Genomic DNA, 24,082 nt, shown 5'->3' on the forward strand with positions numbered 1-24,082 from the left:
ACGCGCCCGACCCCTTCGGGCGCCCCGATCGGGGTGTGAGCACCCTCCTGGACCTGGCGAGCGCGCTGGCCCGCACCGACAGCGTCGAGGACGTCGCCCTCGCGGTGCGCGACGTGGTGCGCGAGGCCCTGGGGGCCTGCTTCGTCTCCCTGTCGATGATCGACGGGCCGTGGCTGCTGACCCCGGCGCTGGGCCAGCTCGACGACGACACCGAGCAGCGGTGCCTCCGGCTGCCCCTAGACCTGGACACCCCCGCCCACCGGGTGGCCCGCACGGGGCGCGCCCTGTCCTTCGACGACCTCGCGAGCCTCGTGGCGATGTTCCCCCGGGCCCGGGAGGAGCTGCAGCGCAGCGGCTTGCGCTCGGGGGTGATCCTCCCCATGACGATCTCGGGCGGGTTCCGGACCGGCTCGGTCACCGTCGCCTGGGACCGCGACCGCCGGCTCGGGGAGGAGGAGGTCGCGCTGGTGACGGCGGTGGTCGACGCGACCGCGCAGGCCGCCCGCCGCGCCCAGCTCTACCGCGAGCGCCGCGACGTCGCCCACACCCTGCAGGCGGCGATGCTGCCGGAGCTGCCCGTGCTGGAGGGGCTGGCCGTGGCCAGCCGGTACCTGCCCTGGTCCACGACGGACGAGCAGGTCGGCGGCGACTGGTACGACGCGATCTCCCAGCCCGACGGGGGCGTGCTGCTCGTCGTCGGCGACGTCGCCGGGCACGACACCGAGGCCGCGGCGCGCATGGGCCGGGTGCGCTCGATGTTCCGGGCGCTGGCGGTGGACCGGGGCGAGGAGGCGCCGGCGGCGCTGGTGACCCGGCTCGACCACGTCCTGGAGGCGCTCGGGGACGCGACGCTGGCCACGCTCATCGTCGCCCGGCTCGACCCCCCGGGCCCGGGGCGGCGGCTGCGGTGGACGACGGCGGGGCACCCGCCGCCGGTCCTGGTCGACGCCACCGGGCGCAGCACCGTCCTCGCGGCCGAGCCGGACCTGCCGCTGGGGGTGGCCCCCGAGCGCTCCCGGCACGACCACGGCATCGACTGGCCCGCGGGGGCCACGCTGGTCCTCTACACCGACGGCCTCGTCGAGCGGCGCGGGCGCGACGTCGGCGACGGCATCACGGTGCTGCGCGCGGCCCTGGAACGGACCCACACCGAGGCCCTGGAGACCCTCCTGGGCGAGCTGGTCACCGAGCACGTCGCGAACAGCGAGGACGACTGCGCGGTCCTCGCCGTCCGCGACGTGTCGCGGGCGGTGGTCCGCCCGCGCGGGTCGGTGGACCCCGGGGTCAGCGCCGGGCGCGCAACGCGGCGGTGAGCGCGGGCAGGACCTCGCCGAGGTCGCCCACGACGCCGTAGTCGGCGAACTCGAAGATCGGGGCGTCGGGGTCGTTGTTGATGGCGACGACGGTGCCGGCGGCGTCCATCCCCCCGCGGTGGTGGACGGCGCCGGAGACCCCGACGCCGACGTAGAGGCGCGGGGAGATCGTCACCCCGGTCTGGCCCACCTGGGCCTCGTGCCCGATCCACCCCTCGTCGGTGGCGACCCGGGTCGCGCCCACGGCCGCGCCGAGGACGTCGGCGAGCGCCTCCACGCCGGAGAAGTCGCCGTCGACGCCGCGGCCCCCCACGACGACGACCTCGGCCTCGGCCAGCGGCGGCCGGTCCCCGGTGGGGCGGTGCGCGCGGGAGACGACGGTGACGGCCCGCGCCGCGGCGGAGGCCGCGACGGTGCGCTCGACGACCCGCGCGGGCGCGGGGTCGGGCAGCGCCTCGGCCCGCACGGCGTGCGGGGCCACCGCCACGACGGCCAGCGGGCCCGTGGCGGCGCAGGCGGTGTCCCAGGACCCGGCCAGGACGCTCTTGCGGGCGACCCAGCGGCCGTCCTCGAACGCGACCGAGGAGGCGCCGGTGACGACGCCCGCGCCGGTGCGCACGGCCAGGCGCGCGGCGGCCTCACGACCCTCGAAGGTGGAGGCGACCAGCAGCAGCGAGGCCCCGACGTCGCCGAGGACGGCCTGCAGGGCGTCCACGACCGAGGCCGTCAGCCCGGGGTCGGCGCCCTCGACGTCCACCCGGTGCACCGTGCCCGCTCCGTGCGCGGCGAGGACGTCGACCGGCGGGGTGGACCCGATCCAGACGGCGTGCACGTCGCGGCCGAGCCGGCGGGCGAGGGTGAGCAGTTCGAGGGAGGTCGGGCGCGCGGCGCCCTCGGCGTGGTCGACGAGGACCACCACGGCGTCGTCGTTCACGCGAAGCCCTTCTGCGACAGGTAGTCCACCAGGGCGGGGACGGTCTCGGCGTCGCCGGTGACGAGGACGCGGTCGGGACGTTCGGGGCGCGGTTGCGCCGTGACGATGCGGGTGGTGGACCCGTCGGCGCCGACCGTCGCGGGGGCCACGCCGAGGTCGGCGAGGGTCCAGACGGTGACCGGGTGCTTGCGCGCGGCCATGATCCCCTTGAAGTTCGGGAACCGGGGGCGGAAGGCCTGGTCGGTCACCGACAGCACCGCGGGGGCGGGGGCGGTGAGGACCTCCACGTCGGTGGAGGTCTCGCGCTGGACCCGCACGACGCGCCCGTCGGGGCCGTCGGTCACGGTGATCTCGTCGGCCAGGGTGAGCTGCGGCCAGCCGAGGAGCTCGGCCAGGGCCGCCGGGACCAGCGAGGTGAGCCCGTCGAGGCCGGCCATCCCGGCCACGACGAGGTCGACGGGGCTCTCGGCGTGCAGCTTCGCGACCGCGGCGGCCAGGACGCGGGCGGTCGCGATCGCGTCGGAGCCGGCGACGGCCCCGTCGCTGACGTGCACCGCGCCGGAGGCCCCCATCGCCAGCCCGCGCCGCAGCGCCTCGACGGCGTGGGCGGGACCGACGGTCAGGACGGTGACGTCGTGGCCCTCCCCGGGGAAGCCCGCGGCCTCGGCCGTGCGCAACCCCGCTTCGAGGGCGTCCTCGTCGAGCTCGTTGAGGGTGTCGTCGTCCCCGCCGCGGACCAGGCGGCCGTCCTCGCCGAGGGAACGGGGCGACTGGATGTCGGGGACGTGCTTGACGCAGACGACGACGCGCACGTCAGGCCAGCCCGCGCGCGGCCTTGATCATGTCCTCGCGGGACACGACCTTGACGCGCTCACGGCCGTGCGGCTCGCCCAGGGAGCGCTCGAAGGCGTCGATGGCCTCCCAGTCGGTCCAGGTGAGGACGTCGACGCCCTTGTCCCGCAGGAAGTCCAGGATCGCCTGCGGGTCCGGCTGCTCGGCGCGGGCGAGGCCGGCGGCGTCGGAGACCAGGTGCTTGACCGTCTCGGAGGCGTCGGACTTGGTGTGGCCGATGAGCCCCACCGGGCCGCGCTTGATCCAGCCCGTGCAGTACACCCCGGGCAGGTGCTCGCCCTCGGGGGCCAGCACGCGGCCCTCGTGGTTGGAGATGACCCCGGCGAGCTCGTCGAAGGGGATCCCGGGCAGCGGGGAGCCGAAGTAGCCGACCGCGCGGTAGACGGCCTGGACGTCCCAGTCGTGGACGTCGCCGGTGCCCTCCACGGTGCCGTCGCCCACGAGGCGGGTGCGCTCGGTGCGCAGCCCCGACACGTGGCCGTCGGTGGTGACGATCTCGACGGGGGCGTGCAGGAAGTGCAGGTGGATGCGCCGCGAGGCGGTCGACTCCCCCTCCTTCAGCGTCCAGTCGGTGAGGGTCTTCACGACCTGCTTGGTCTGGTTGGACGTCGCGATGGCCCGCTCGGAGCCCTCGTCGAACTCGAAGTCCTCCGGGTCGACGAGGACGTCGACGTCGGGGACGTGGCCGAGCTCGCGCAGCTCCAGCGGGGAGAACTTCGCCTGCGCCGGGCCGCGGCGGGCGAAGACGTGCACGTCCTTGACCTTCGAGGCCTTCAGGCCCTCGTAGACGTTGGCGGGGATGTCGGTGGGCAGCAGGTCGTCGGCGTGCTTGGCCAGGATCCGCGCCACGTCGAGGGCGACGTTGCCGGCGCCGAGGACGGCGACGGTCTCGGCCTCCAGGGGCCACTCGCGCGGGTAGTCCGGGTGCGCGTCGTACCAGGAGACGAAGTCGGCGGCGCCGTAGCTCTCGGGGGCGTCCACGCCGGGGATCGCGAGCGCGGCGTCCCTGATCGAGCCGGTGGAGAACACGACGGCGTCGTAGTGGCGCTGGAGGTCCTCGAGGGTGACGTCGGTGCCGAAGTCCACGTTGGTCAGCAGCCGGACGTCCCCGCGGCTGAGCACCTTCTGCAGCGCGACGACGATCTGCTTGATGCGGGGGTGGTCCGGCGCGACGCCGTAGCGGACGAGGCCGAAGGGCGCGGGGAGGCGCTCGAAGAGGTCGATGCCGACGCCGTCGAAACCGGTCGCGCTCAGGTCGGCCTTGGAGAGGATGTCGGAGGCGTAGATCCCGGCCGGTCCGGCTCCCACGACGGCGACGCGCAGCGGACGGTTCGAATCGGTCACGGCTCTGGGTGTCCCTCTCGGTAGCGGTGCGCGCGGACGGGTGCCGGCGACGTGCTTGCACAGGCAAGCCTAACGCCGGGCGCCGACACGGCGGACGCCACGATGGCCCGTGTGGACCACCGCGACGCACGGCGCACCGAGTCTCCCCCGGGCGGGCACGCGACGCGCACCGGGATCCTGGCCGGCCTCGCCTGCTACGGCCTGTGGGGGCTGTTCCCCTTCTACTTCCACGCCCTGCTGCCGACCGGCGCGGTGGAGCTGCTGGCCTGGCGGGTGGTGTGGTCGCTGGTGCTGTCGGTGCTGGTCGTGACCGCGACGCGGCGCTGGGCGCGGGTGCTGACCGTCCTGCGCTCCCCCGCCCAGCGCGGGCTGCTCGCGCTGGCGGCCGTGGCGATCGCGGTCAACTGGGGCGTCTACGGCCTGGCCGTGGTGACCGGCCACGTCCTGGAGGCGTCGCTGGGGTACTTCGTCAACCCGCTGCTGACCGTCCTGCTGGGGGTGGTGGTCCTGCGGGAGCGGCTGCGCCCCACCCAGTGGGTCGCGGTGGCGATCGGGCTGGGCGCGGTGGTGGTCATCACCGCCGACCTGGGGCGGCTGCCGTGGATGGCGCTCACCCTGGCGGCCTCCTTCGGCAGCTACGGGCTGCTGAAGAACCGACTCGCGCGGCGGGGGGCGGGGGTGGACCCGCTGACCGGGCTGACGGTGGAGACGGGGTTCCTGCTCCTGCCGGCGGTGGCGGCGCTGGCCGTCCTCGGCGACCGGCTGACGTTCACCGGGTACGGCGGCGGGCACACCGCGCTGCTGGTGCTGGCCGGCCCCACGACGCTGCTGCCGCTGCTGCTGTTCGCCGTCGCCGCGGGCCGGGTGCCGCTGAGCGTCATCGGGATGCTGCAGTACCTGACGCCGGTGCTGCAGTTCGGCGCGGCCCTGGTGCTCGGGGAGACGATGCCGGCCTCGCGCTGGATCGGCTTCGGGCTGGTCTGGGTGGCGCTGGCGGTCCTCACCGCCGACGCGCTGCGCCACCAGCGCCGCCGGGTCCTCCCCGCGCCCGCCGGGGGCTGACCCGGGCGGGGCGGGCGACCCGCGTCCTCACCGGGGGGCCGGGCCGAGGGCCGCGACGGCGTCGGCGACGGCGTCCGGGCCGCCCACGTTGCCCGGGACGACGACCTGGTGGACCTCGCGCCCGTCGCGGGCGGTCATCCGCCACACCGAGATGCCCGCCGCGACCTGGCCCTCGACGAGGGCGGACGTGGCCCCCAGACCGGTGCGGGCGACCTCGGCGGCGGTGATCCCGCCCTTGCTGACCACGGCGTCGACCTGCGGGAGCAGCTCCCGGACGGCCGTGGTCAGCGCGGTCATCACCGCCTCGCCGTGGGCGAGGGTCCCGTGGTCGGCCATCCGGACCCGCTCGCTGGCGAGGGTGACGACCCCCTGCCGGGCCAGGACGCGCCCGGCGCGCTCGGCCAGCTCCCGCCCCGCGGCCACCGGGTCGTCGAGGGCGTCGGCGGTCGCCACCACCTCGAACTCCCCCCACGTCCGGCCCAGCACCCGCAGCTGCTCCTGCGCCCCGGCGGTGTGCGACCCGCACACCACCAGCGTCCGCGGCGGGTGCGGCACCAGCGGGCGGGGCAGCAGGCCCGTGCTGACGACACCGGCGAGGGCCGCGGCCAGCGGGGCGGCGCAGCGCACCACGACCTCCCGCCCGGCCCCGCGGACGGCGTCGGCCAGGGCGGCCACGTCGGCGTCGGTCTCGACGTCGGGCACCAGCACCGAACCCGCCGGGGCCTGGGCGAACCGCCCGGCCAGCGCCGCCGGGTCGCGCACCACCACCAGCGGGACGCCGACGCCCGTGCGCCCGGACTTCTCGGCGACGTAGTCCACCAGCCGGGAGCTGCGGAACCCGAACACCGGGTCCGCGGCGTACTCCGTCTCCCCCACCGGGACGTCGCCGTCGGCGGTGCGGACGAGGTGGACGCCGTCCACCGTCGTCCGGCCCCCGGCGGGGAAGGCGGGGACGAGCAGGACGACGTCGTCGGGGCCCGCGAAGACGCCGGTCTCGGCGAACACGTGCCCGCGCAGGGTGGAGTCCCCGCGCAGGACGAAGCGCACGTCCACCCCGAGCCGGCGTCCCGCCTCCAGGGCGTCCTCGCGGACGCGGGTGACCAGCGCGACCGCCGTCGCCTCGTCCAGGGCCCGGGAGTTCGTCTGGACGTAGACGCTCCCGGCCCCGCGCAGCGCCGCCTCCAGGCGGTCGGCGTCGCACTCCAGGAGCACCTGGACCCCGCTCGCCGCTTGGGTGCCGGTGGGGTCGTCGTCCAGCACCACGGTCCGGGACCCGGTCGCCGTCGGGTTCTGCGTCGGGGTCGTCGTCGTCACGTCCGGCAGTAGACCAGACCCGCGCCGGGGGGTCGTGGCGGGCGCCGCGCTGGGGCAGAGTGGGGGCCGTGGACCTGCCGGTGAACCCGCCCGTCGAGCCGATGCTGGCCAAGGCGGCCTCCGGGCTGCCGCCGCAGCCCGACGGCGACCCGGCCTGGCTCTACGAGCCCAAGTGGGACGGGTTCCGGTGCGTGGTGTTCCGCGACGGCGAGGAGGTCGAGCTCAGCTCCCGCAACGGGCGGGGGCTGACGCGGTACTTCCCCGAGGTCGTCGCGGCCGTGCGGGCCGAGCTGCCCGAGCGGTGCGTCGTCGACGGCGAGCTGTTCGTCCCCGGTCCCGGTGGGGGCCGGCTGTCGTGGGACCTGCTCTCCCAGCGCATCCACCCCGCCGCCAGCCGGGTCGAGCTGCTCGCCGTGGAGACCCCGGCGCAGTTCGTCGCCTTCGACCTGCTCGCCCTGGGCGGGGAGGACCTCACCGGGGCCTCGACCGCGGTGCGCCGCGAGCGGCTGGAGACGGCGCTCGCCGGGTGCGGTCCCACCACCCACGTCACGACGGCCACCCGCGACGCCGACGTCGCGGCGCGGTGGTTCACCACGTTCGAGGGCGCCGGCCTCGACGGGGTCGTCGCGAAACCCCTGGACTCCCCCTACCTCCCGGGCGAACGGGTCATGACGAAGGTGAAGCACCGCCGCACCGCCGACTGCGTCGTCGTGGGGTACCGCCTGCACAAGAGCTTCCCCGGGATCGGGTCGATGCTGCTGGGGCTGCGGACCGACGAGGGGACCGCGTTCGTGGGGGGCGCGGCGGCGTTCACCAAGCCCCGCCGGGTGGAGCTGCTGGAGCAGCTGTCGGCGCTGCGGACGGGCGAGGAGAACGCCGAGGGCGAGAAGAACCGGTGGAACGCCCGCGAGGACAACTCCTGGGTCCCGGTTCGCCAGGAACTGGTCTGCGAGGTCGAGTACGACCAGCTGGAGGGGCTGCGGTTCCGCCACAACCCGCGGTTCCTGCGCTGGCGGCCGGACAAGACCCCCGAGGAGTGCCGCCTCGACCAGCTCGACGTCCCCGCCGACTACGACCTCGCCGACGTCCTGTCCGGGGCCTCGCGGGCAGGTGCGGCGTGAGCGCGAAGGCCCCCGCGGAGGAGATCGACGTCGACGGGATCCCCGTCCGGCTCACCTCCCCGGACAAGACGTACTACCCGGAGCTCGGGGCGGCCGGGTCCAAGCGCGCCGTGGTGGAGCACTACCGGCTCGTCGCCCCGGTGCTGCTGACCGCGCTGGGGGACCGGCCGACGTACCTGCAGCGCTTCCCCGACGGGATCGCGGGCGAGGAGGTCTACCAGAAGCGGGTGCCGAGGTTCGCCCCGGAGTTCGTCGACACCGTCCACGTGACGTTCCCCTCCGGGCGCACCGCCGACGCGGTCCTGCCCACGAACGCCGCGACGCTGGTGTGGGCCGCGCAGCAGTCGACCGTCACCTTCCACCCCTGGCCCTGCACCGCCCCCGACGTCGACCACCCCGACGAGCTGCGCATCGACCTCGACCCCCAGCCCGGGACGGGTTTCGCGCAGGCCCGCGACGTGGCCCGCGACGTGCTGCACCCGCTGCTGACCGAGCTGGGCTACGCGGCGGCGGTCAAGACCTCCGGCGGGCGCGGGGTCCACGTGTTCGTGACGATCGAGCCGCGCTGGACGTTCACCGAGGTCCGCCGCGCCGGGATCGCCCTGGCCCGCGAGGTCGAGCGCCGCGCCGACGGCCTCGTCACCACCTCGTGGTGGAAGGAGGAGCGCGGGGAGACCGTGTTCGTCGACTACAACCAGAACGCCCGCGACCGCACGATGGCCAGCGCGTACTCGCTGCGCCGCACCCCCCGCGCGACCGTCTCGACCCCGCTGACCTGGGACGAGCTGGGGTCCGACGTCGACCCCGATGACTTCACCCTCACGACGTTCCCCGCCCGCCTCGCCGCGGTCGGGGACCTCTGGGCGCAGCGGCGGGCGGTGGCGCACTCGCTGGACCCGCTGCTGGCGATGGCCGACCGCGACGCCGGGGAGGGTCTCGGGGACCTGCCCTACCCGCCCAGCTACCCGAAGGTGCCCGGGGAGCCGAAGCGGGTGCAGCCCTCCCGCGCCCGCCACGACTGACCCCGCCCGGGACCCGCGGGGCCCCTCCCCCGACGGGTGGCGGCGGGGCGTTCAAGCGGGAGCGGGGTGGTGCCGATGGAACGGGCAGTGACCGGCGGGCGCCGGCCCGCAACGTCCCGGAGGACCCCGATGTCGAGCACCGCGCCGCGTTCCCCCCGTGCCTTCGCCGACCGGAGCGTGCGCACGAAGGTGCTCAGCTCCCTCGCGGCCCTGGCCCTGGTGACCGTGGGGGTCAGCGCCGGCTCCCTCGTCGCCCTGCAGCAGGGCAGCGACCGCTCCGAGGCGCTCTACCGGGACGGCGTCGTCGGGCTCACCGCCCTGGGCCGCGTCCACCAGGAGGAGCTCAAGACGCGGATGCTCGTCGCGCAGCACGCCGCGACCCCCGACGCCGAGGGCAAGGCGGAGGTCCTACAGAAGATCGCCGACAGCGACGCCGAGCTGGACGACTGGGCCGCGAAGTACACCGCGAACGGCTCCGCCGACCCCGAGGGCTGGAAGGCGTTCACCGACACCTGGGAGCAGTGGCGCCAGGCCCGCGACGCCGAGCTGATCCCGCGCTCCGACGCGGGCGACCGGGAGGGCTGGGCCACCGCGAACGCCGAGGTCGTGCAGCCGCTGGTGAGCTCGGCCGCGGACACCCTGGACCTCATCGAGGCGGCGGAGGACGCCGCGGCCAAGGCCACCGCCGACGCCACCGCGACCACCGCCACCCGCTCCCGCAACGCCGTGATCGCCGCGCTGCTGCTGGGCCTGGGCCTGGCCACGGCGATCGCGCTCGCCGCGGTCCGCTCCATCGTGCGGCCGCTGCACGCGGTGTCCGCCTCGCTGGAGGCGATGGCCGCGGGTGACCTGACCGTCGGCGCCACCGTGGACTCCACCGACGAGCTCGGCCAGATGGCCGCCTCCCTGGAGCGGGCCCGCGACAGCGTCCGCAGCACCGTCGCGGCGATCGCGGGCTCGTCGGCCTCGCTGTCGGCGGCCTCGACCCAGCTGGCCGCCGACAGCGAGCGCATCGGGGTCACCGCCGGGGAGACCGCCTCCGTCGCCGCCGACGCGGCCGGGACCGCCGCCACCGTCTCCGCCAGCGTCCAGACCGTCGCGATGGGCGCCAACGAGATGCAGGCCGCAATCCGCGACATCGCCTCCGGCGCCTCCGAGGCCACCGCCGTCGCCGCCCGCGCCGACGACCTCGCCGGCCGCGCAGGGGAGACCGTCGCCCGCCTCGGCGTGAGCTCCGCCCAGATCGGCGACGTGGTCAAGGCCATCACCGCCATCGCCGAGCAGACGAACCTGCTCGCCCTCAACGCCACCATCGAGGCGGCCCGCGCGGGTGAGGCCGGCAAGGGCTTCGCCGTCGTCGCCGGTGAGGTCAAGGAGCTGTCCGCGCAGACCGCCCGCGCCACCGAGGACATCTCCTCGCGCGTCGGCTCGATCCAGGCCGACACCGCCGAGGCCGTCCGGGCGATCGAGAGCATCGCCGAGGTCATCTCCGAGATCAGCAACCACCAGACGACGATCGCCTCGGCGGTCGAGGAGCAGCACGCCACCACCGCGGAGATGAGCCGCAGCGTGACCGAGGCGGCCGCCGGTTCCGGCTCCATCGCCGAGGGCATCCGCGCCATCACCGGTTCCGCGGAGACGACCGCCGCGGTCGTCTCCGGCACCCGCGCCGCGACCGACGACCTGCACCGCATGGCCGCCGAGCTCAGCGGTCTGGTGAGCCGCTTCCGCGTCTGAGCCCCGGGCGCCGGGCCAGCACGAGCCCGGTGACGGCCAGGGCCAGTCCCGCCGCGGCCACCGCGACGGCGGTGGGGCGCTGACCCTGCAGGCGGAGCAGGACCGCGGCGGAGCTGACGAGCAGGGCGAGGCCCAGGCTGACCCCCTCGGCCAGCCGGGGGCCGCCGACGCGGGCCCGGGCGGGGGCGCGGTGACGGCCGGGGCCACGGTTCCCCGGCCCCCGCGGCGGCGCCGCCGAGGGAGCGGGGGGCGCCGGGCCGCGGGAGGTCACCCGCCGATCGTGGAGCACCCGGCGGGGCGGCGGGGGCCGCTCGCGCCCGGTTCACCGGGACGGCGCGGCGGGCTCACCGGCGGTGGGCGGCCGCTGCCGCACCGTGGCCGGGACGACGGTCCCGGTGGCCCCGACCGGGCGAGTGCGGACGCCGCCGCGGGCGGAGCCGACGCCGGGACCGAGGGGTCAGCCGACCCGGTCGGCGACCGTCGCCGCGTAGATCTCCAGCGCCCGGCGCGCGGGCGTGTCCGGCAGGGCCAGCAGGTGCGTCGCGGCGCGGTGGGCCCACTCGCGCGCGCTCGCCCGGGCGGCCTCGGTGACGGGGTGGTCGCGCAGCGCGGACACCGCCTCGGCCAGCACGTCGTCGTCGGCCAGGCGCCCGGAGTCCAGCAGCGCCACGACCCGGCGCGCGGCGACGTCGCCCGCGGCGGCGGCCCGGCGGGCCAGCAGCACCGGCAGCGTCGGCACGCCCTCGCGCAGGTCCGTCCCCGGGCGCTTGCCGGAGTCGTCGACGTCGCTGGTGAGGTCCAGGACGTCGTCGGCGAGCTGGAAGGCGACGCCGACGTCCTCGCCGTAGCGGACCATCGCCGTGACCGTCTCGCCGGACCCGCCGGCGAACATCGCGCCGAAGCGGCCCGCGGTGGCGATGAGGGAGGCCGTCTTGTCGCTGAGGACGTCGAGGTAGTGCTCGACGGGGTCCTCGCCCGGCTTGGGCCCCACGGTCTCGTGCAGCTGCCCCAGGCAGAGCCGCTCGAAGGTCTCGGCCTGCAGCCGGACGGCCTCCGGGCCCAGGCCCGCGACGACGTTGGAGGCGCGGGCGAAGAGCAGGTCCCCGGTGAGGATGGCGACGTTGTTGCCGTAGACGAGCTGGGCCGCGGCCGCCCCCCGCCGCGTGGGCGCGGAGTCCATGACGTCGTCGTGGTAGAGCGAGGCGAGGTGGGTGAGCTCCACGACGACGGCGGCGTCGAGCACCGCGGAGGGGACCTCCGGCGCGGACCCCGCGAGGTGGGCGCCGAGCAGGGTCAGCATGGGCCGCACCCGCTTGCCGCCGGCCTCGACGAGGTGGCGGGAGGCGGCGTCGGCGATGGGGTCGGCGTTGCCGACGGCCAGCCGCAGGCGCGCCTCGACCACGTCGAGCGCCTCGCGCAGCGCGGTCTCCAGCGCCGGGTCGGCCGTGGGGAGACCGCTCGCGGCGGTGGCGGTGTTCAGCGAGGTGTTCACGTGGCAGGGGCCAATCGCTTCAGCGCCACGACCACGCGGTCGGTGGCGTCCTTCGACGTGGGATCGGCCAGGTTGGCCAGGAGCTTCACGACGAGCTTCATCAGCCCCGGCCGCGGCAGGCCGAAGCGCGTGGCGATGCGCATGACCTCGGGGTGACCGATGAGGGAGACGAACACGCGACCCAGGGTGTAGTACCCACCGAGGTCCGCGCGAACCGCGGCGGGGTAGGCCTGGAGCGCGCGCTCGCGGGCGCGGGCGTCGGGGGCCGAGAGCGCCTCGTCGACGGCGCGGGCCGCGAACCGCGCCGACTGCATGGCGTAGGCGATGCCCTCGCCGTTGAAGGGGTTGACCATGCCGCCGGCGTCGCCGACCAGCACGAGCCCGCGGGTGTAGTGCGGGGTGCGGTTGAAGGCCATCGGCAGGGCGGCGCCGCGGATGGGGCCGACCTGGTCCTCCTCGCGGAAACGCCACTCCGGGGGCATGGCCGCGGTCCAGCGGCGCAGCAGGTCGCGGTAGTCGACGTCGCCGGAGCCGGCGCCGGGGTCCAGGACCCCGAGGCCGACGTTGGAGGTGCCGTCGCCGACGCCGAAGACCCAGCCGTAGCCGGGCAGGAGGGGACCGCTGGAGCTGTCGCCCTCGCGCAGCTCCATCCACGCCTCCATCCAGTCGTCGTCGTGGCGCGGGCTGGTGAAGTAGGTGCGCACGGCGATCCCGAGCGGGCGGTCCTCGCGCTTGGCCAGGCCCATCGACAGCGCCAGCCGGCCGCCGACGCCGTCGGCGGCCACGACGACGGGGGCGCGGTAGGTGGTCCCCTCCCCCGCCTTGCGGCCCTTCTCGTCGACCGGGCGCGCGGTGACGCCGACGACGTGGCCGGTGCGCTCGTCCAGGACGGGCCCGGTCACCGAGGTGCGCTCGAGGACGGTGGCCCCGCCCTCGCGGGCGTGCTCGGCGAGGGCCTGGTCGAAGCGGGAGCGGGTGTGGACGAGCCCGTGGCCGGGGTAGTCGGAGATCTCCGGCCACGGCACCTGCAGCCGGACCCCGCCGCCCAGCAGCCGCAGGCCGCGGTTGCGGGCCCAGCCGTCCTCGGCCGGGGTCTTCAGGCCCAGCAGGTCCAGCTCGTGGACGGCGCGCGGGGTGAGGCCGTCGCCGCAGACCTTCTCGCGGGGGAAGGAGGACTTCTCCAGCACGAGGACGCGGTGGCCCGCGGTCGCCAGGTGGCGGGCCAGCGTCGAGCCGGCCGGCCCGGCGCCGACGACCAGCACGTCGGCGTCCTGCGTCTGCACGGTCACCTCGGACCCTCCGCTAGAACCTCTGCTCGTGAAAACTTTCACGAAGTCGTGTCGAGTGTAGTTCTCCACCGTCGCCGGCGCGTGCCCGCGAGGCCCGGTGTGGGTGAGGTCACGGCCTCGGGGCGACGTCCTCCGGCGGCGTCGGGACCGGGCCCGGCGAGCGCACGGCCCGGTGCACGGCCACCACCCCGAAGGAGAGGTTCCGCCAGGCCACCCGCTGCCAGCCCGCCGCCGCGATCCGCCCGGCCAGCCCGGCCTGGTCCGGCCACGCGTCGATGGACTCCACCAGGTAGCCGTAGGCGTCGCCGTGGGAGCTGACCAGCTTCGCCACCCGCGGCAGGCCGTGGTGCAGGTACGTGTCGTAGGCCTTGCGCAGCAACGGGTTCGGCAGGGTGGAGAACTCGCACACGACGAGGCGGCCGCCCGGGCGCACGACGCGGGCCATCTCCCGCAGACCCGCGTCGGGGTCCACGACGTTGCGCAGGCCGAAGGAGATCGTGGCCGCGTCGAAGACCCCGTCGGCGAACGGCAGCCGCGTCGCGTCGCCCACGACGAAGCCGAGGTCGGGGCGGCGGCGCTTGCCCGCGCGCACCATGCCGGTGGAGAAGTCGCAGGGGACGGTGAGGACGCCGCGGTCGGCGAAGGGCTCGCTGGAGCGGCCGGTGCCGGCGGCGAGGTCGAGGACCTTCTCCCCCGGGCGGGCGTCGACGGCGCGCCGCACCGCGCGCCGCCACCAGCGGTCCTGGCCGGCGGAGAGGATGTCGTTGGTGCGGTCGTACTTCTCCGCGACGTCGTCGAACATGGCCGAGACCTGCTGCGGCCGCTTGCTCAGGTCGGCCAGCTCCCGCTGGGGGGTGACGTCGGAGGTAACCACCCCGGCATTCTCGCAGCCCGGCCACGACGCCACCGCCCGAGGCGTGGCCGGCCCCGGCCCACCCCCGTCCACGGGACGGGTGGGGGCGGGCGGGGGCGGGCGGGGGACGGGCGGGGTCAGGCGACGGCGGCGCGGACGGCGGCGGCGATGCGCTCCAAGCGCGGGCGGACCCGGTCGCGGGCGGTGACGAGCTCGACGACCCGCAGCCCGCGCGGGCGGGCGGTCAGCGCGGCGAGGGCCTCCGCGCGGGTCGCGGGACGCGAGTGCGCGACGCCGAACGCTGCGCACAGGGCGGCCACGTCCACCCCGTGCGGGGTCGCCACCACCCGCTCGAAGGTGGCGCGGTCCACGGCGGAGGCGTGCTCGAGGGTCTCGAAGATCCCCCCGCCGTCGTCGTTGACGACGACGACGGTCAGGTCGGGACGGACCTCCCCCGGCACCGGCAGCAGCGCGTTCGCGTCGTGCAGGAAGGCCAGGTCCCCCAGCAGCAGCCGCGTCGGGCCGGTGGCCAGCGCGACGCCCTCGGCGGTGGCGGTCGTGCCGTCGATGCCGGCCAGGCCGCGGTTGGAGACGGTGCGGACCCCCAGCGGGCGGGCGGTCAGGTCGACGTCGCGGATCGCGTTGCTGGCCGCGACGACCAGGGTGGAGCCGTCGGCGGCGCAGGCGGCCACGACCTCCCGGGCCGCCCAGGGGCCGCTCAGCCCGGCCTCGGCGTCGAGGGCCGCGTCGACGGCGTCGGCGGCCAGCTTGCCCGCCCGGTCCCAGCGGGCGGCGAACTCCTGCTCCCCCGCGCCCGGCGGGCCCTGCACCTGCGCGGCGGGCACGACGCGCGCGGCGCGGAAGCCCGCGTCGGACCACGTCCCCGCGGCGCTGACCACGACCAGCTCGACGTCGTCGCGGGCCAGCAGGCGCGTCACCGGGCGCGAGAGCGTGGGGTGGCCGAAGAGCACCACCCGCTCCACCGCGCCCAGCGGGCCCTCGGCGTCGACCGCGTCCAGCAGCAGCCGGTAGGGACCGACGGCGCGCTCGCCCCCGCGCGCCCCGGAGCTGGGCTCGGCCAGCAGCGGCCAGCCCGCGGACTCCGCCAGCTCCCGCGCGGCGGCCCCGGTGGCGGGGTCGGGGGCGTCGCCGGCGAGGACGAGGGTGCGCGGCCCACGCTCCAGCGCGACCGGCGCGGGAGCCCCCGGCCCGTGGACCTGCGTCAGCCCCGGGCCCGGGGGGACGTCACCCGGGGAGGGGGTCAGCGGGTCGGCGAAGCCCACGTTGAGGTGCACCGGGCCCGGTCCGTCCCCGCGCAGGCCGCGGGCGAAGGCCACCGCGCGCGAGAGCAGCGAGCGCCACGCCGGCGCCTGCCGGTCCGGGTCGACGGGGGCCGGCACGTCGGCGCTGTAGCGCACCGAGGGCAGGAACATCCGCGCCTGGGCGTCGGCGGTCTGGCTGGCGCCGGAGCCGCGCAGCTCGTGCGGGCGGTCCGCGGAGAGCACCACCAGCGGGACGCCGGCGTGGTGGGCCTCCAGGACGGCCGGGTGCAGGTTCGCGACGGCCGTGCCGGACGTGGTGACGACGGCGACCAGTTCACCCGCCCGGGCGAGGCCCAGGGCGAGGAAGCCGGCGCTGCGCTCGTCGACGCGCACGTGCAGGGTCAGCCGGCCCTCGTCGGCGGCCCGGGCGGCGGCGTAGGCCAGCGGGGCGCTGCGCGAGCCGGGGCTGAGCACGAGGTGGCGCAGGCCGAGCCGGACCAGGGTGTCGACGAGGACCGTCGCGAGGGCGGTCGAGGGGTTCACCCCTCCATGGTGCGCCCCACCGGCTGTGGCAGCCTGCGGCGGGTGACGCAGCCGACACCGCCGCCCGCGCCCCCGATGGACGAGGTCCTGGCCTCCTTCACCCCCGGCACCCTCGTCGAGCGGATGGGCATCGCGTTCGTCGAGATGAGCCCGCAGCGGGTCGTCGCGACGATGCCCGTGGCGGGCAACACCCAGGTCGCGGGCTTCCTGCACGGCGGGGCGAGCTGCGTGCTGGCCGAGACGCTGGGCTCGGTGGGGGCCCTCCTGCACGTCTGGCCCGGCGGGCTCGCGCTGGGCACCGACATCAACGCCACCCACCACCGCTCCGTCCGCTCCGGGCTGGTGACGGGGGTGGCCACCGCGATCTCGCTGGGGCGCACGCTGTGCAGCCACGAGGTCGTGATCTCCGACGAGGAGGGCCGGCGGCTGTGCACCGCGCGGATCACCAACTACGTCCGGGCGGCCGGCTGAGCGACCCCGCGGCGGGCCGCGGGGTCAGCCGCGGACGACCCCGCGGATCCCACCCCCGACCAGCGTCGCCACGTCCACCATGGCGTTGGGCAGGGCCAGGCCGCCGGGGGCGGCGACGTAGCAGGTCCGCCACCGGGGCTGGAAACCCTGCTTGAAGGCGCGCAGGCCCTTGAAGTTGTAGAAGCGCTCGCCGTGGGTCCACAGCAGGTGCCCGACGCGGTCCCAGGCGGAGGGCGGGGTGTCGCCCCGCAGCCCCGCCAGCGGGGCCACCCCCAGGCTGAACGACGCGAAGCCGTTCTCCTTGGCCCACAGGATGCACTCGACGAACAGGTAGGTCATCACGGTGCGCGGCCCGTCGGGCAGGCGCCGCATGAGGTCGACCTGCACCTCGCGCCCCTCGCCGTCGGTCCACAGGGTCGCGAAGGCGACGACCCGGCCCTCGTGGCGCACCACGGCCAACGGGAAGCGCGCGACGTACTCCTCGTCGAAGGCGCCCAGGGAGAACCGCTTCTCCTTGCCGTTGCGGTGGGTGAGCCAGGCGTCGGACACCTCGCGCAGGGCGGGCAGCAGCGGGGCGACGTCCTGCGCGGGGACGACGTCGACGGTCAGGCCCATGCGCTGGGACTTGTTGCGGCAGTTGCGGAGGTTGACCCTGGCCTTGCCGGTGAGGGTGAAGTCGTCGAGGGGGACCACGGCCTCCTCCCCCAGCTTGGCCAGGCTCAGGCCGCACCGGCGGTAGAGGTCGGCGTGGTCGGCGGCCACGTTGTAGAAGACGGGCCGGCCCCCGTGGCGGTCGACCAGCGCCACGAAGCTCCCGACCAGGTCCTGGACGTCGCGCGGGTCGCCCACGGGGTCCCCCATCACGACCCAGCTGCGGCCCTCGACCTGGTACATGAGGAAGGACGTGCCGGCGGGGCTGAAGTGGAAGCGCTTGTCGCCGGTGAAGGCCAGGTGCGAGGTGCAGCGCCCGGACCGGGCGACGATCTCGCTGACCCGCGCCATCTCGACCTCGCACGGGGCCTTCGGGGTGGGGGCCGCCGCCCGCAGGACCCGGCGCCCGCCGATGAGGATCCCGACGGCGCCCGCGGCCATCGCGAGCCGGTCCGCCCCGGGGGTGTCGCCGGAGACCGACGCCACCAGCAGGGGGGCGTCCACCGCGCCGCCGGACCCGCCGGACTCGTGCCACCACACGGCCGCCCCGACCAGCGCGGCCGCGGTGACCGGCCACACCGGGTTGCGGGGCAGGGCGAAGGGGGCCCCGCGGTGGAAGGCGGTGCGCGCGGGCACCAGGAGGAGGGCGAGCCCGGCGGTCACCGCGGACAGCACGAGGTCGCCGTGGGCGGCGGCGACCGCCGTGACGCCGGTGAGGAGCACGACGGTCGCCACCCACGCGCGCCGCAGCCGCAGGTGCAGGCCGCGGGCCACGAGGAGGGCGGACAACCCGGCGAGGCTGATCGTCACGGCCGACACGTCCAGCGCCCGGCCCGGCAGGTCCCCCACCACGACCATGAACACGCCGGCGCCGGCGACGCTCAGCGCGAGCACCGAGGGCGTGAGCACTGAGGGGACGCGCACCGGGGACCCCGCGGCGGGCCCCGGGGTGCCCGCCGCGGTGCGGGCCGCGCCGAGCGCCGTGGCGCCCCGCCGGGCCTCGTGGGCGACGAGGAGCACGGCGGCCAGGAGCAGCGGCAGCACGAAGTAGCAGAGCCGGTAGGCGACCAGCGCGACCGCCAGCCCCGCGGGCGAGGTCGTCGACCCGATCAGCACCACCAGCGCCGTCTCGAAGACCCCCAGCCCGCCGGGCACGTTGCTGACCAGCCCGGCGAGGGTCGCGACGGCGAAGGCGGCGGCGAAGGGGAGGAACGGGAGGCGGTCCCCGGCGGGCAGCAGGACGTGGAGGGCCGCGGCCATGGTCAGCCACTCGAACGTCGACAGCAGCACCTGGGCCACGGCCAGGCCGGGGGACGGCTTGGCCACGCGCCAGCGGCGCGCGCCGACCGAGCGCCCGGCCGCGGCCCACGCCAGGTACCCCACCACCGACGCCAGCAGCAGCGACCCGAGGGCCAGGACCGCGGCGCGGGGCAGGTGCAGCGCCTCCCCGGCCCGGACCGGGTCGTGCAGCACGCCGGTCCCGGCCAGGACCGCGGCACCCAGCGCCAGGGTGACCGCGTTGAAGCCGATGATCCGGGTGATCGCGGACCCGGGGACCTGCCAGCTGGAGTAGACGCGGGCCCGCAGCGCCGCCCCCACCACCGCGGAGGCGCCCAGGTTGTTGCCGAAGGCGGTGGCGACGAACGAGGCGAGGCCGTAGCGGCGGTAGGGCAGCGGGTGCTCGACGTAGCGCAGGGCCAGCGCGTCGTAGCCGGTCATCGCCAGGTAGGAGACCGCCGTCGCCCCGAGGGCGGCGAGCGCGACGCCCGGGCCGAGCGCGAGCAGGTCGCCCCCCAGTTCCGCCCAGGAGTAGTGGCGCAGCGTGCGGTGCAGCAGCACCACGGCCGCGGCCAGCAGCGCCACCCCGACGAGGGGGGCGAGCAGGTGACGCGCGGGGCGGGCCGACGGCCGGGACGTTGGGCTCACGGATCAGGAGTCGGCAGTCCGGCGCCCGTCCTTGAAAGGAGGCCCGGCCGGCGGACCCGCCGCCGCGTCCCGCGCGAGCACCGCGTGCGCGGCGGCGAGGCGCTCGCGCCACCACCGCTCGCGGTCCGCGGGGGCGCGGTGGCGCTCCAGCAGCTCGGGGTCGGCGCGCGCCGGCCCCACGGGCAGCGACCCCCCGACCGGCAGCAGCGGCTCGGCGCTCACGTCGGCGGCGAGGAGGGCCGCGGTGCCCAGGCCGCAGGCGTGCGGGAGGTCGGGCAGGGCCGCCGCCAGCGCGGTCCCGGCGGCGAGCCCGACGCTGGTGTCGAGGGCGGAGGACACGACGACGGGCAGCCCGCACGACCGCGCCACCTCCAGCGCGCGCGCCACCCCCGACAGCGGCGCCACCTTCACCACGACGACGTCCGCGGCCTCCAGACCGGCCACCCGCAGCGGGTCCTCGGCCTTGCGGACGCTCTCGTCGGCGGCCAGCGGCACGGGGGTCCCGGCGGCGGCCAGCCGGCGGCGCAGCAGGGCCATCTCCTCCAGCGTCGCGCAGGGCTGCTCGGCGTACTCGAGGCCGAACGCGCCCAGCACCGTCAGCGCCTCGAAGGCCTGCTCCACGCTCCAGCCGGCGTTGGCGTCGACCCGGACCGCCCCCCGCGGGCCGAGGGCCTCGCGCACGGCGGCGACCCGGGCGACGTCCTGGGCGAGGCGGACGGCGAACCCCGCCCCGGCCTCGGCGACCTTGACCTTCGCGGTCCGGCACCCGGGGAAGCGCGCCAGGACGGCGGGGACGTCGGCGGCGTCGACGGCGGGGACGGTGGCGTTGACCTCGACCCGTTCCCGGCGGGGGGGCGGGAACCCCCGCCAGGCCGCCTCGATCCCCGCGTCCAGCCACCGGGCGGACTCGACGGGCCCGTACTCCAGGAACGGCGCGAACTCCCCCCACCCGGCGGGGCCCCGCAGCAGCAGGGCCTCGCGCTCGGTGATGCCGCGGAAGCGGCGGCGCAGCGGCAGCGTCACGACGTGGGCGGCGTCGAGCAGGTCGGTCAGCGGGGGCAGCGGCGGCACGGGCCCAGCATGCCCGGCCCCGCCGCGACCCCGCCGCGACCCGGCGTCGACCCGGTCGGGGGCGGGGCTCAGGCCGCGGGGGCCCCGGTCCCCGGGGTGACCTCGCCCGCGCCCGCCATCCGGCGGGTGGTCTCGGCGGCCACCGCGCGCAGGACGTCGAGGTCGGCCTCGGAGTAGCGGCGCACCTCGGTGTCCAGCACGCACACCGAGCCGATGACCTGCCCGTCCGGCGCGGTCAGCGGGACGCCCGCGTAGGAGCGGAACCCGTCGACGAGGTGCAGCGGGTTCTGCGCGGTCGCCTCGTCCGCGGCCATGTCCGGCACGACGTACGCCTCACCGCGGCGCACGACCGTGGCGCACAGCGACCACTCCGCCGGGGTCGCCCGCGCCTGCGCCATCCAGCCCGCCAGGCCGTGCTCGCCGGCGATGACCTGCACCCCGGACAGGACGACGTTGGCCAGGCTCACGGGGGTCCCGACGTCCTGGGCGGCCCCGGTGAGCAGCTCCCCCACCAGGGGCTGCACGCGCTCGACGTCGTCGGCGCCGAGGGCGGCGATCGCGCCCAGCCGCGCGGGCGCGAACAGGACGTCGTCCTCCTCGGCCGGGGCGCTCTCCAGGACCTCCTCGAGCCAGTGGACCCACTCGTTCTGCGACACCTGATCCCGCTCCCGCTCCTGCTCCCGGTGCTCGCTCACCGCACCCCACCTCCGGTCCGTTCCAGCGTCCGCCACACCCGCAGCCGCAGCAGGCAGCTGCGCACCGCCACCCGCAGCGCGGGGTCGTCGGCGTCCTCGAGCAGCCGGTTCCCCATCGTCTCCAGCTGGTCCGGCGTCAGCGCCGTCCCGTGCAGGGAGGTGGCCAGCGCCGCCCGGGACCAGGCGAGCAGGGTCCGCTGCGGGCCGACGACCGCGGCGATCTCGCGCAGCCACTGCGCCGCCTCCGGGCGCACCAGCCCGCGGACCGCCGCCCCGGAGGGCGGGGGGACGTCGGAGGGGACGGCCCGCCCCGGGGGGCTCTCGTCGCCGCTGGTCGCTCGCACCCCCGTCCATCGGCCACCGGCGGCGCCGCTGAAGCCCCGGGGCACCTCGCTCCCCCTGCCGGGGGGACCGCCTGCCGTAGCCTGCGGGTCGTGTCGGCCCTGAACGGTGTGAGCGAGACCTTCGACCCCGCGTCCTGGGCGGAGGTGCCCGGGTTCGAGGACCTGCAGGACGTCACCTACCACCGCAGCGTCGTGGACGGCCCGGCGCGCGGGACGGTCCGGATCGCCTTCGACCGCCCCGAGGTGCGCAACGCGTTCCGGCCCGGGACGGTCGACGAGCTGGCCCGCGCTCTCGACCACGCCCGCCGCACCCCCGACGTCGGCTGCGTCCTGCTCACCGGCAACGGGCCCAGCCCCAAGGACGGCGGGTGGGCGTTCTGCTCCGGCGGGGACCAGCGCATCCGCGGCCGCTCCGGCTACCAGTACGCCGAGGGCGACACCGCGGAGACCGTCGACGCCGTGCGGGCGAAGGCGGAGGGCGGGCGGCTGCACGTCCTGGAGGTGCAGCGGCTCATCCGGTTCATGCCGAAGGTCGTCATCGCCGTCGTGCCCGGCTGGGCCGCGGGCGGCGGGCACAGCCTGCACGTCGTCGCGGACCTGACGATCGCCAGCGCCGAGCACGCCCGGTTCAAGCAGACCGACGCCGACGTGGGGTCCTTCGACGGCGGCTACGGCTCGGCCTACCTGGCCCGCCAGGTCGGGCAGAAGTTCGCCCGCGAGATCTTCTTCCTCGGCCGCCCCTACACCGCCCAGCAGGCCCACGAGATGGGCATGGTCAACGCCGTCGTCCCGCACGCGGAGCTGGAGGCGACCGCGCTGCAGTGGTCGGCGGAGATCAACGGCAAGTCCCCCACCGCGCAGCGGATGCTGAAGTTCGCCTTCAACGCCCTCGACGACGGGATGGTCGGGCAGCAGGTGTTCGCCGGGGAGGCGACCCGGCTGGCGTACATGACCGACGAGGCCGTCGAGGGCCGCGACGCGTTCCTCGGCAAGCGCGAACCGGACTGGTCGCCCTTCCCCTGGTACTTCTGAGGGCGGGAGCACCCGCCCGCACCCGGCACACTGGTCGTCGTGACCCGACAGCCCTGGTGGCGAGCGACGCAGACGCTGGAGCAGTCCAAGCGGTCCGGCATCCTCTACGTGGTCCTCGCGGCGCTGTCCTGGGCCCTGGCCCTCGACGGCCGCGGGCCGCTGGCGTGGCTGGCCGCGGTCGTCTTCACGGTGGTGGGGGCGTACTTCCTCGCCGCCTGGCGGGTCAGGCGCTCCCGCGAGGGCGACGGGACGGACTGACCGGCTCCCCCGGGGCCGCGGCGGCGGCGGGGTCGGTCCCGTCCAGCCGCGCGCGCAGCGCGGCGATCACCTCGCAGGCCTGCTCCAGCGGAGCGGGGCGGGCGTGCAGGAAGCCCTGGTGGGTGGGGGCGCCCATCCCCTCCAGCAGCCTCGCCTGCCCCTCGGTCTCGACCCCCTCGACGACGAGGCCCAGGCCCGTCGCCGAGGCCAGCAGCACCAGCCCCTCCACCAGGGCGCGGGTGCGGGGGTCGGACTCGATGTCGCGGACGTAGGAGCGGTCGATCTTGAAGGCGGTGAACGGCCGCCGGCGCAGGTAGGCCAGCGTGGCGTAGCCGGTGCCGAAGTCGTCGACGGTGAGGTGCGCGCCGGCCTCCACCAGCGCGTCCAGGGCGGCCTCGGTGCCGGGGTCCTCGGCGACCAGGACGTTCTCGGTGAGCTCCAGGACGAGGGGGCGGCCCTCCAGCCGCTCGACGGCCCCGCGCACGGCCGCGGGCAGGGCGGGGTCGCGCAGCTGCGGGGCGGAGACGTTGACGGCCACGACGAGGGCGCGGCCGGCGGCGGCGCACAGGAGCGGGGCGTCGGCGACGCTGCGAGCCAGGACGGCCCGGCCCAGGTCGGCGATGACCCCGTGCCGCTCGGCCAGCTCGATGAACTCCCCCGGGGGGACCAGCCGGTCCCGGCGCCGCCACCGGACGAGGGCCTCCACCCCGCTGACCACGCCGGAGCGGACGTCGACGCTGGGCTGGTAGTGGACCTCCAGGCACCCGTCGGCGGGGTCGGCCGCGACCCCCGCGGCGCTCGCGGCGACCGCCCGGTGCAGCGCCTGCGCGGTCCGCAGCTCCGCCCCGCGGGCCAGCGCCGCGGAGGGGTCCCAGACCCGCACGCAGCCCCCGCCGGCGGCCTTGGCCTCCGCCACGGCCTGCTCCGCGGCGGCCAGCAGGTCCTCGGCGTGCTGGCCGCCGGGGCGGTGGGCGACCCCGACGCTCACCCCGAGGACCACCCGCGCGGTGCCGACCTCGTGGGGGGCCTCCAGCACGGCGAGCAGCCGGACGGCGACGTCGACGGCGGCACCGGGGTCGGCGAGCAGGACGGCGAACTCGTCCCCGCCCAGGCGCCCGACCTCGTCACCGCCGCGCACGGCCGAGCGCAGCCGCCGGGCGACCTCGGTGAGGACGGCGTCGCCGGCGGCCCGGCCGTGGGTGGAGTTGAAGGCGCGGAACCCGTCGAGGCCCAGGTGCAGCAGCGCGAGCGGGTGCCCCCCGTGGGCGGCCCCGCGCTGGGCGGCGGCGACGACGGCGGTGAACCCGGCCCCGGTGAGCAGCCCCGTCACCGGGTCGGTCTCCGGGGCGGGCGGGGCGTCCGCTCCCCGTTCCAGGCCCAGCAGCCGGGTCCGGGTCCGCAGCAGCAGACCGGTGAGGACGACGAGGGCGGCGACGGCGACGACGAGGACGACCAGGGACAGCAGCAGGGCGAGGCCGAGGGTGGTGTCCACCGGG

Annotated in this window: 22 protein-coding genes; 8 read left to right on the forward strand and 14 right to left on the reverse strand. The window is 76.7% G+C overall.

The window, feature by feature from the left end; all coding sequences use genetic code 11:
- Window positions 1-35: 35 nt before the first annotated feature.
- Window positions 36-1,313 carry a PP2C family protein-serine/threonine phosphatase gene (locus KRAD_RS24090; RefSeq protein WP_157873533.1) on the forward strand — a complete coding sequence of 426 codons (1,278 nt, stop codon included), beginning with the start codon at window positions 36-38 and terminating at the stop codon, window positions 1,311-1,313.
- Here KRAD_RS24090 and KRAD_RS07835 read toward each other — a convergent pair.
- The 3 genes from KRAD_RS07835 to KRAD_RS07845 are packed head-to-tail and all read right to left on the reverse strand — an operon-like array spanning window position 1,285 to window position 4,443.
- On the reverse strand, window positions 1,285-2,247 hold the full coding sequence (locus tag KRAD_RS07835; RefSeq protein ID WP_012085011.1) for an electron transfer flavoprotein subunit alpha/FixB family protein: 963 nt from the start codon (window positions 2,245-2,247) through the stop codon (window positions 1,285-1,287). The two genes, KRAD_RS24090 and KRAD_RS07835, sit on opposite strands and share 29 nt — an antisense overlap.
- Window positions 2,244-3,059, reverse strand: a complete 816-nt coding sequence (locus KRAD_RS07840; RefSeq protein ID WP_012085012.1) for an electron transfer flavoprotein subunit beta/FixA family protein — start codon at window positions 3,057-3,059, stop codon at window positions 2,244-2,246. The genes KRAD_RS07835 and KRAD_RS07840 overlap by 4 nt, the downstream gene beginning before the upstream one ends.
- A 1-nt stretch (window position 3,060) precedes the next feature.
- Entirely contained in the window at window positions 3,061-4,443 is a 1,383-nt protein-coding gene (locus KRAD_RS07845; protein ID WP_012085013.1) for an FAD-dependent oxidoreductase, read from the reverse strand.
- 102 nt (window positions 4,444-4,545) lie between these two features.
- Between KRAD_RS07845 and rarD the strand changes: the two genes are divergently transcribed.
- Window positions 4,546-5,505: an EamA family transporter RarD gene (rarD, locus tag KRAD_RS07850; protein WP_049821111.1), complete on the forward strand. Its 960-nt coding sequence runs from the start codon at window positions 4,546-4,548 to the stop codon at window positions 5,503-5,505.
- Between the two features lie 27 nt (window positions 5,506-5,532).
- On the opposite strand, the gene KRAD_RS07855 is transcribed toward rarD, so the two are convergent.
- A complete protein-coding gene (locus KRAD_RS07855) occupies window positions 5,533-6,819 on the reverse strand; it encodes a four-carbon acid sugar kinase family protein (protein ID WP_049821112.1) in 1,287 nt (428 codons plus the stop codon).
- Window positions 6,820-6,887: 68 nt separating this feature from the next.
- On the opposite strand from KRAD_RS07855, the gene KRAD_RS07860 reads away from it, so the two are divergent.
- The 3 genes from KRAD_RS07860 (at window position 6,888) to KRAD_RS07870 (ending at window position 10,699) form a co-directional block, all read left to right on the forward strand.
- On the forward strand, window positions 6,888-7,940 hold the full coding sequence (locus KRAD_RS07860) for an ATP-dependent DNA ligase (protein ID WP_041291963.1): 1,053 nt from the start codon (window positions 6,888-6,890) through the stop codon (window positions 7,938-7,940).
- Complete coding sequence (locus KRAD_RS07865; RefSeq protein ID WP_012085017.1) at window positions 7,937-8,962, forward strand: DNA polymerase domain-containing protein; 1,026 nt, start codon at window positions 7,937-7,939, stop codon at window positions 8,960-8,962. The genes KRAD_RS07860 and KRAD_RS07865 overlap by 4 nt, the downstream gene beginning before the upstream one ends.
- 129 nt (window positions 8,963-9,091) lie before the next feature.
- Window positions 9,092-10,699, forward strand: a complete 1,608-nt coding sequence (locus KRAD_RS07870) for a methyl-accepting chemotaxis protein (protein ID WP_012085018.1) — start codon at window positions 9,092-9,094, stop codon at window positions 10,697-10,699.
- Here the strand turns inward: KRAD_RS07870 and KRAD_RS07875 are convergent.
- From KRAD_RS07875 to menD, 5 genes are all read right to left on the reverse strand, one after another.
- A complete protein-coding gene (locus KRAD_RS07875) occupies window positions 10,668-10,970 on the reverse strand; it encodes a hypothetical protein (RefSeq protein ID WP_041291964.1) in 303 nt (100 codons plus the stop codon). The genes KRAD_RS07870 and KRAD_RS07875 overlap by 32 nt on opposite strands.
- Before the next feature lie 186 nt (window positions 10,971-11,156).
- Window positions 11,157-12,191, reverse strand: coding sequence for a polyprenyl synthetase family protein (locus KRAD_RS07880; RefSeq protein WP_012085020.1), 1,035 nt, complete (start codon window positions 12,189-12,191; stop codon window positions 11,157-11,159).
- Window positions 12,188-13,480, reverse strand: a complete 1,293-nt coding sequence (locus KRAD_RS07885) for a geranylgeranyl reductase family protein (protein WP_012085021.1) — start codon at window positions 13,478-13,480, stop codon at window positions 12,188-12,190. The genes KRAD_RS07880 and KRAD_RS07885 overlap by 4 nt, the downstream gene beginning before the upstream one ends.
- A 109-nt stretch (window positions 13,481-13,589) precedes the next feature.
- The gene (locus KRAD_RS07890; RefSeq protein ID WP_238985724.1) at window positions 13,590-14,354 is read right to left on the reverse strand and encodes a demethylmenaquinone methyltransferase; all 765 of its coding nucleotides are present in this window, start codon (window positions 14,352-14,354) and stop codon (window positions 13,590-13,592) included.
- Window positions 14,355-14,470: 116 nt separating this feature from the next.
- Window positions 14,471-16,138: a 2-succinyl-5-enolpyruvyl-6-hydroxy-3-cyclohexene-1-carboxylic-acid synthase gene (menD, locus tag KRAD_RS07895; RefSeq protein ID WP_012085023.1), complete on the reverse strand. Its 1,668-nt coding sequence runs from the start codon at window positions 16,136-16,138 to the stop codon at window positions 14,471-14,473.
- A gap of 75 nt (window positions 16,139-16,213) precedes the next feature.
- Between menD and KRAD_RS07900 the strand changes: the two genes are divergently transcribed.
- A complete protein-coding gene (locus KRAD_RS07900; RefSeq protein ID WP_049821114.1) occupies window positions 16,214-16,609 on the forward strand; it encodes a hotdog fold thioesterase in 396 nt (131 codons plus the stop codon).
- Between the two features lie 24 nt (window positions 16,610-16,633).
- Here the strand turns inward: KRAD_RS07900 and mprF are convergent, their stop codons facing one another.
- The 4 genes from mprF to KRAD_RS07920 form a co-directional block, all read right to left on the reverse strand.
- The gene (gene mprF, locus KRAD_RS25025; protein ID WP_012085025.1) at window positions 16,634-19,186 is read right to left on the reverse strand and encodes a bifunctional lysylphosphatidylglycerol flippase/synthetase MprF; all 2,553 of its coding nucleotides are present in this window, start codon (window positions 19,184-19,186) and stop codon (window positions 16,634-16,636) included.
- Window positions 19,187-19,189: 3 nt separating this feature from the next.
- Window positions 19,190-20,257: an o-succinylbenzoate synthase gene (locus KRAD_RS07910; protein ID WP_012085026.1), complete on the reverse strand. Its 1,068-nt coding sequence runs from the start codon at window positions 20,255-20,257 to the stop codon at window positions 19,190-19,192.
- A gap of 68 nt (window positions 20,258-20,325) precedes the next feature.
- A complete protein-coding gene (locus KRAD_RS26935; protein ID WP_049821115.1) occupies window positions 20,326-20,952 on the reverse strand; it encodes a GAF domain-containing protein in 627 nt (208 codons plus the stop codon).
- Window positions 20,949-21,296, reverse strand: coding sequence for a hypothetical protein (locus KRAD_RS07920; RefSeq protein WP_041291965.1), 348 nt, complete (start codon window positions 21,294-21,296; stop codon window positions 20,949-20,951). Before KRAD_RS07920 ends, KRAD_RS26935 begins: the two co-directional genes overlap by 4 nt.
- A gap of 90 nt (window positions 21,297-21,386) precedes the next feature.
- Here KRAD_RS07920 and KRAD_RS07925 point away from each other — a divergent pair, with 90 nt between their 5' ends.
- Together KRAD_RS07925 and KRAD_RS07930 are read left to right on the forward strand one after the other, a co-directional pair.
- The gene (locus tag KRAD_RS07925) at window positions 21,387-22,328 is read left to right on the forward strand and encodes a 1,4-dihydroxy-2-naphthoyl-CoA synthase (protein WP_012085028.1); all 942 of its coding nucleotides are present in this window, start codon (window positions 21,387-21,389) and stop codon (window positions 22,326-22,328) included.
- A 39-nt stretch (window positions 22,329-22,367) separates the two neighbouring features.
- Window positions 22,368-22,586, forward strand: a complete 219-nt coding sequence (locus tag KRAD_RS07930) for a hypothetical protein (protein ID WP_012085029.1) — start codon at window positions 22,368-22,370, stop codon at window positions 22,584-22,586.
- On the opposite strand, the gene KRAD_RS07935 is transcribed toward KRAD_RS07930, so the two are convergent.
- A complete protein-coding gene (locus KRAD_RS07935) occupies window positions 22,552-24,078 on the reverse strand; it encodes a putative bifunctional diguanylate cyclase/phosphodiesterase (RefSeq protein ID WP_012085030.1) in 1,527 nt (508 codons plus the stop codon). The genes KRAD_RS07930 and KRAD_RS07935 overlap by 35 nt on opposite strands.
- Window positions 24,079-24,082: the final 4 nt, after the last annotated feature.

The organism is Kineococcus radiotolerans SRS30216 = ATCC BAA-149, from assembly GCF_000017305.1.
Taxonomy (GTDB): Bacteria; Actinomycetota; Actinomycetes; order Actinomycetales; family Kineococcaceae; genus Kineococcus; species Kineococcus radiotolerans.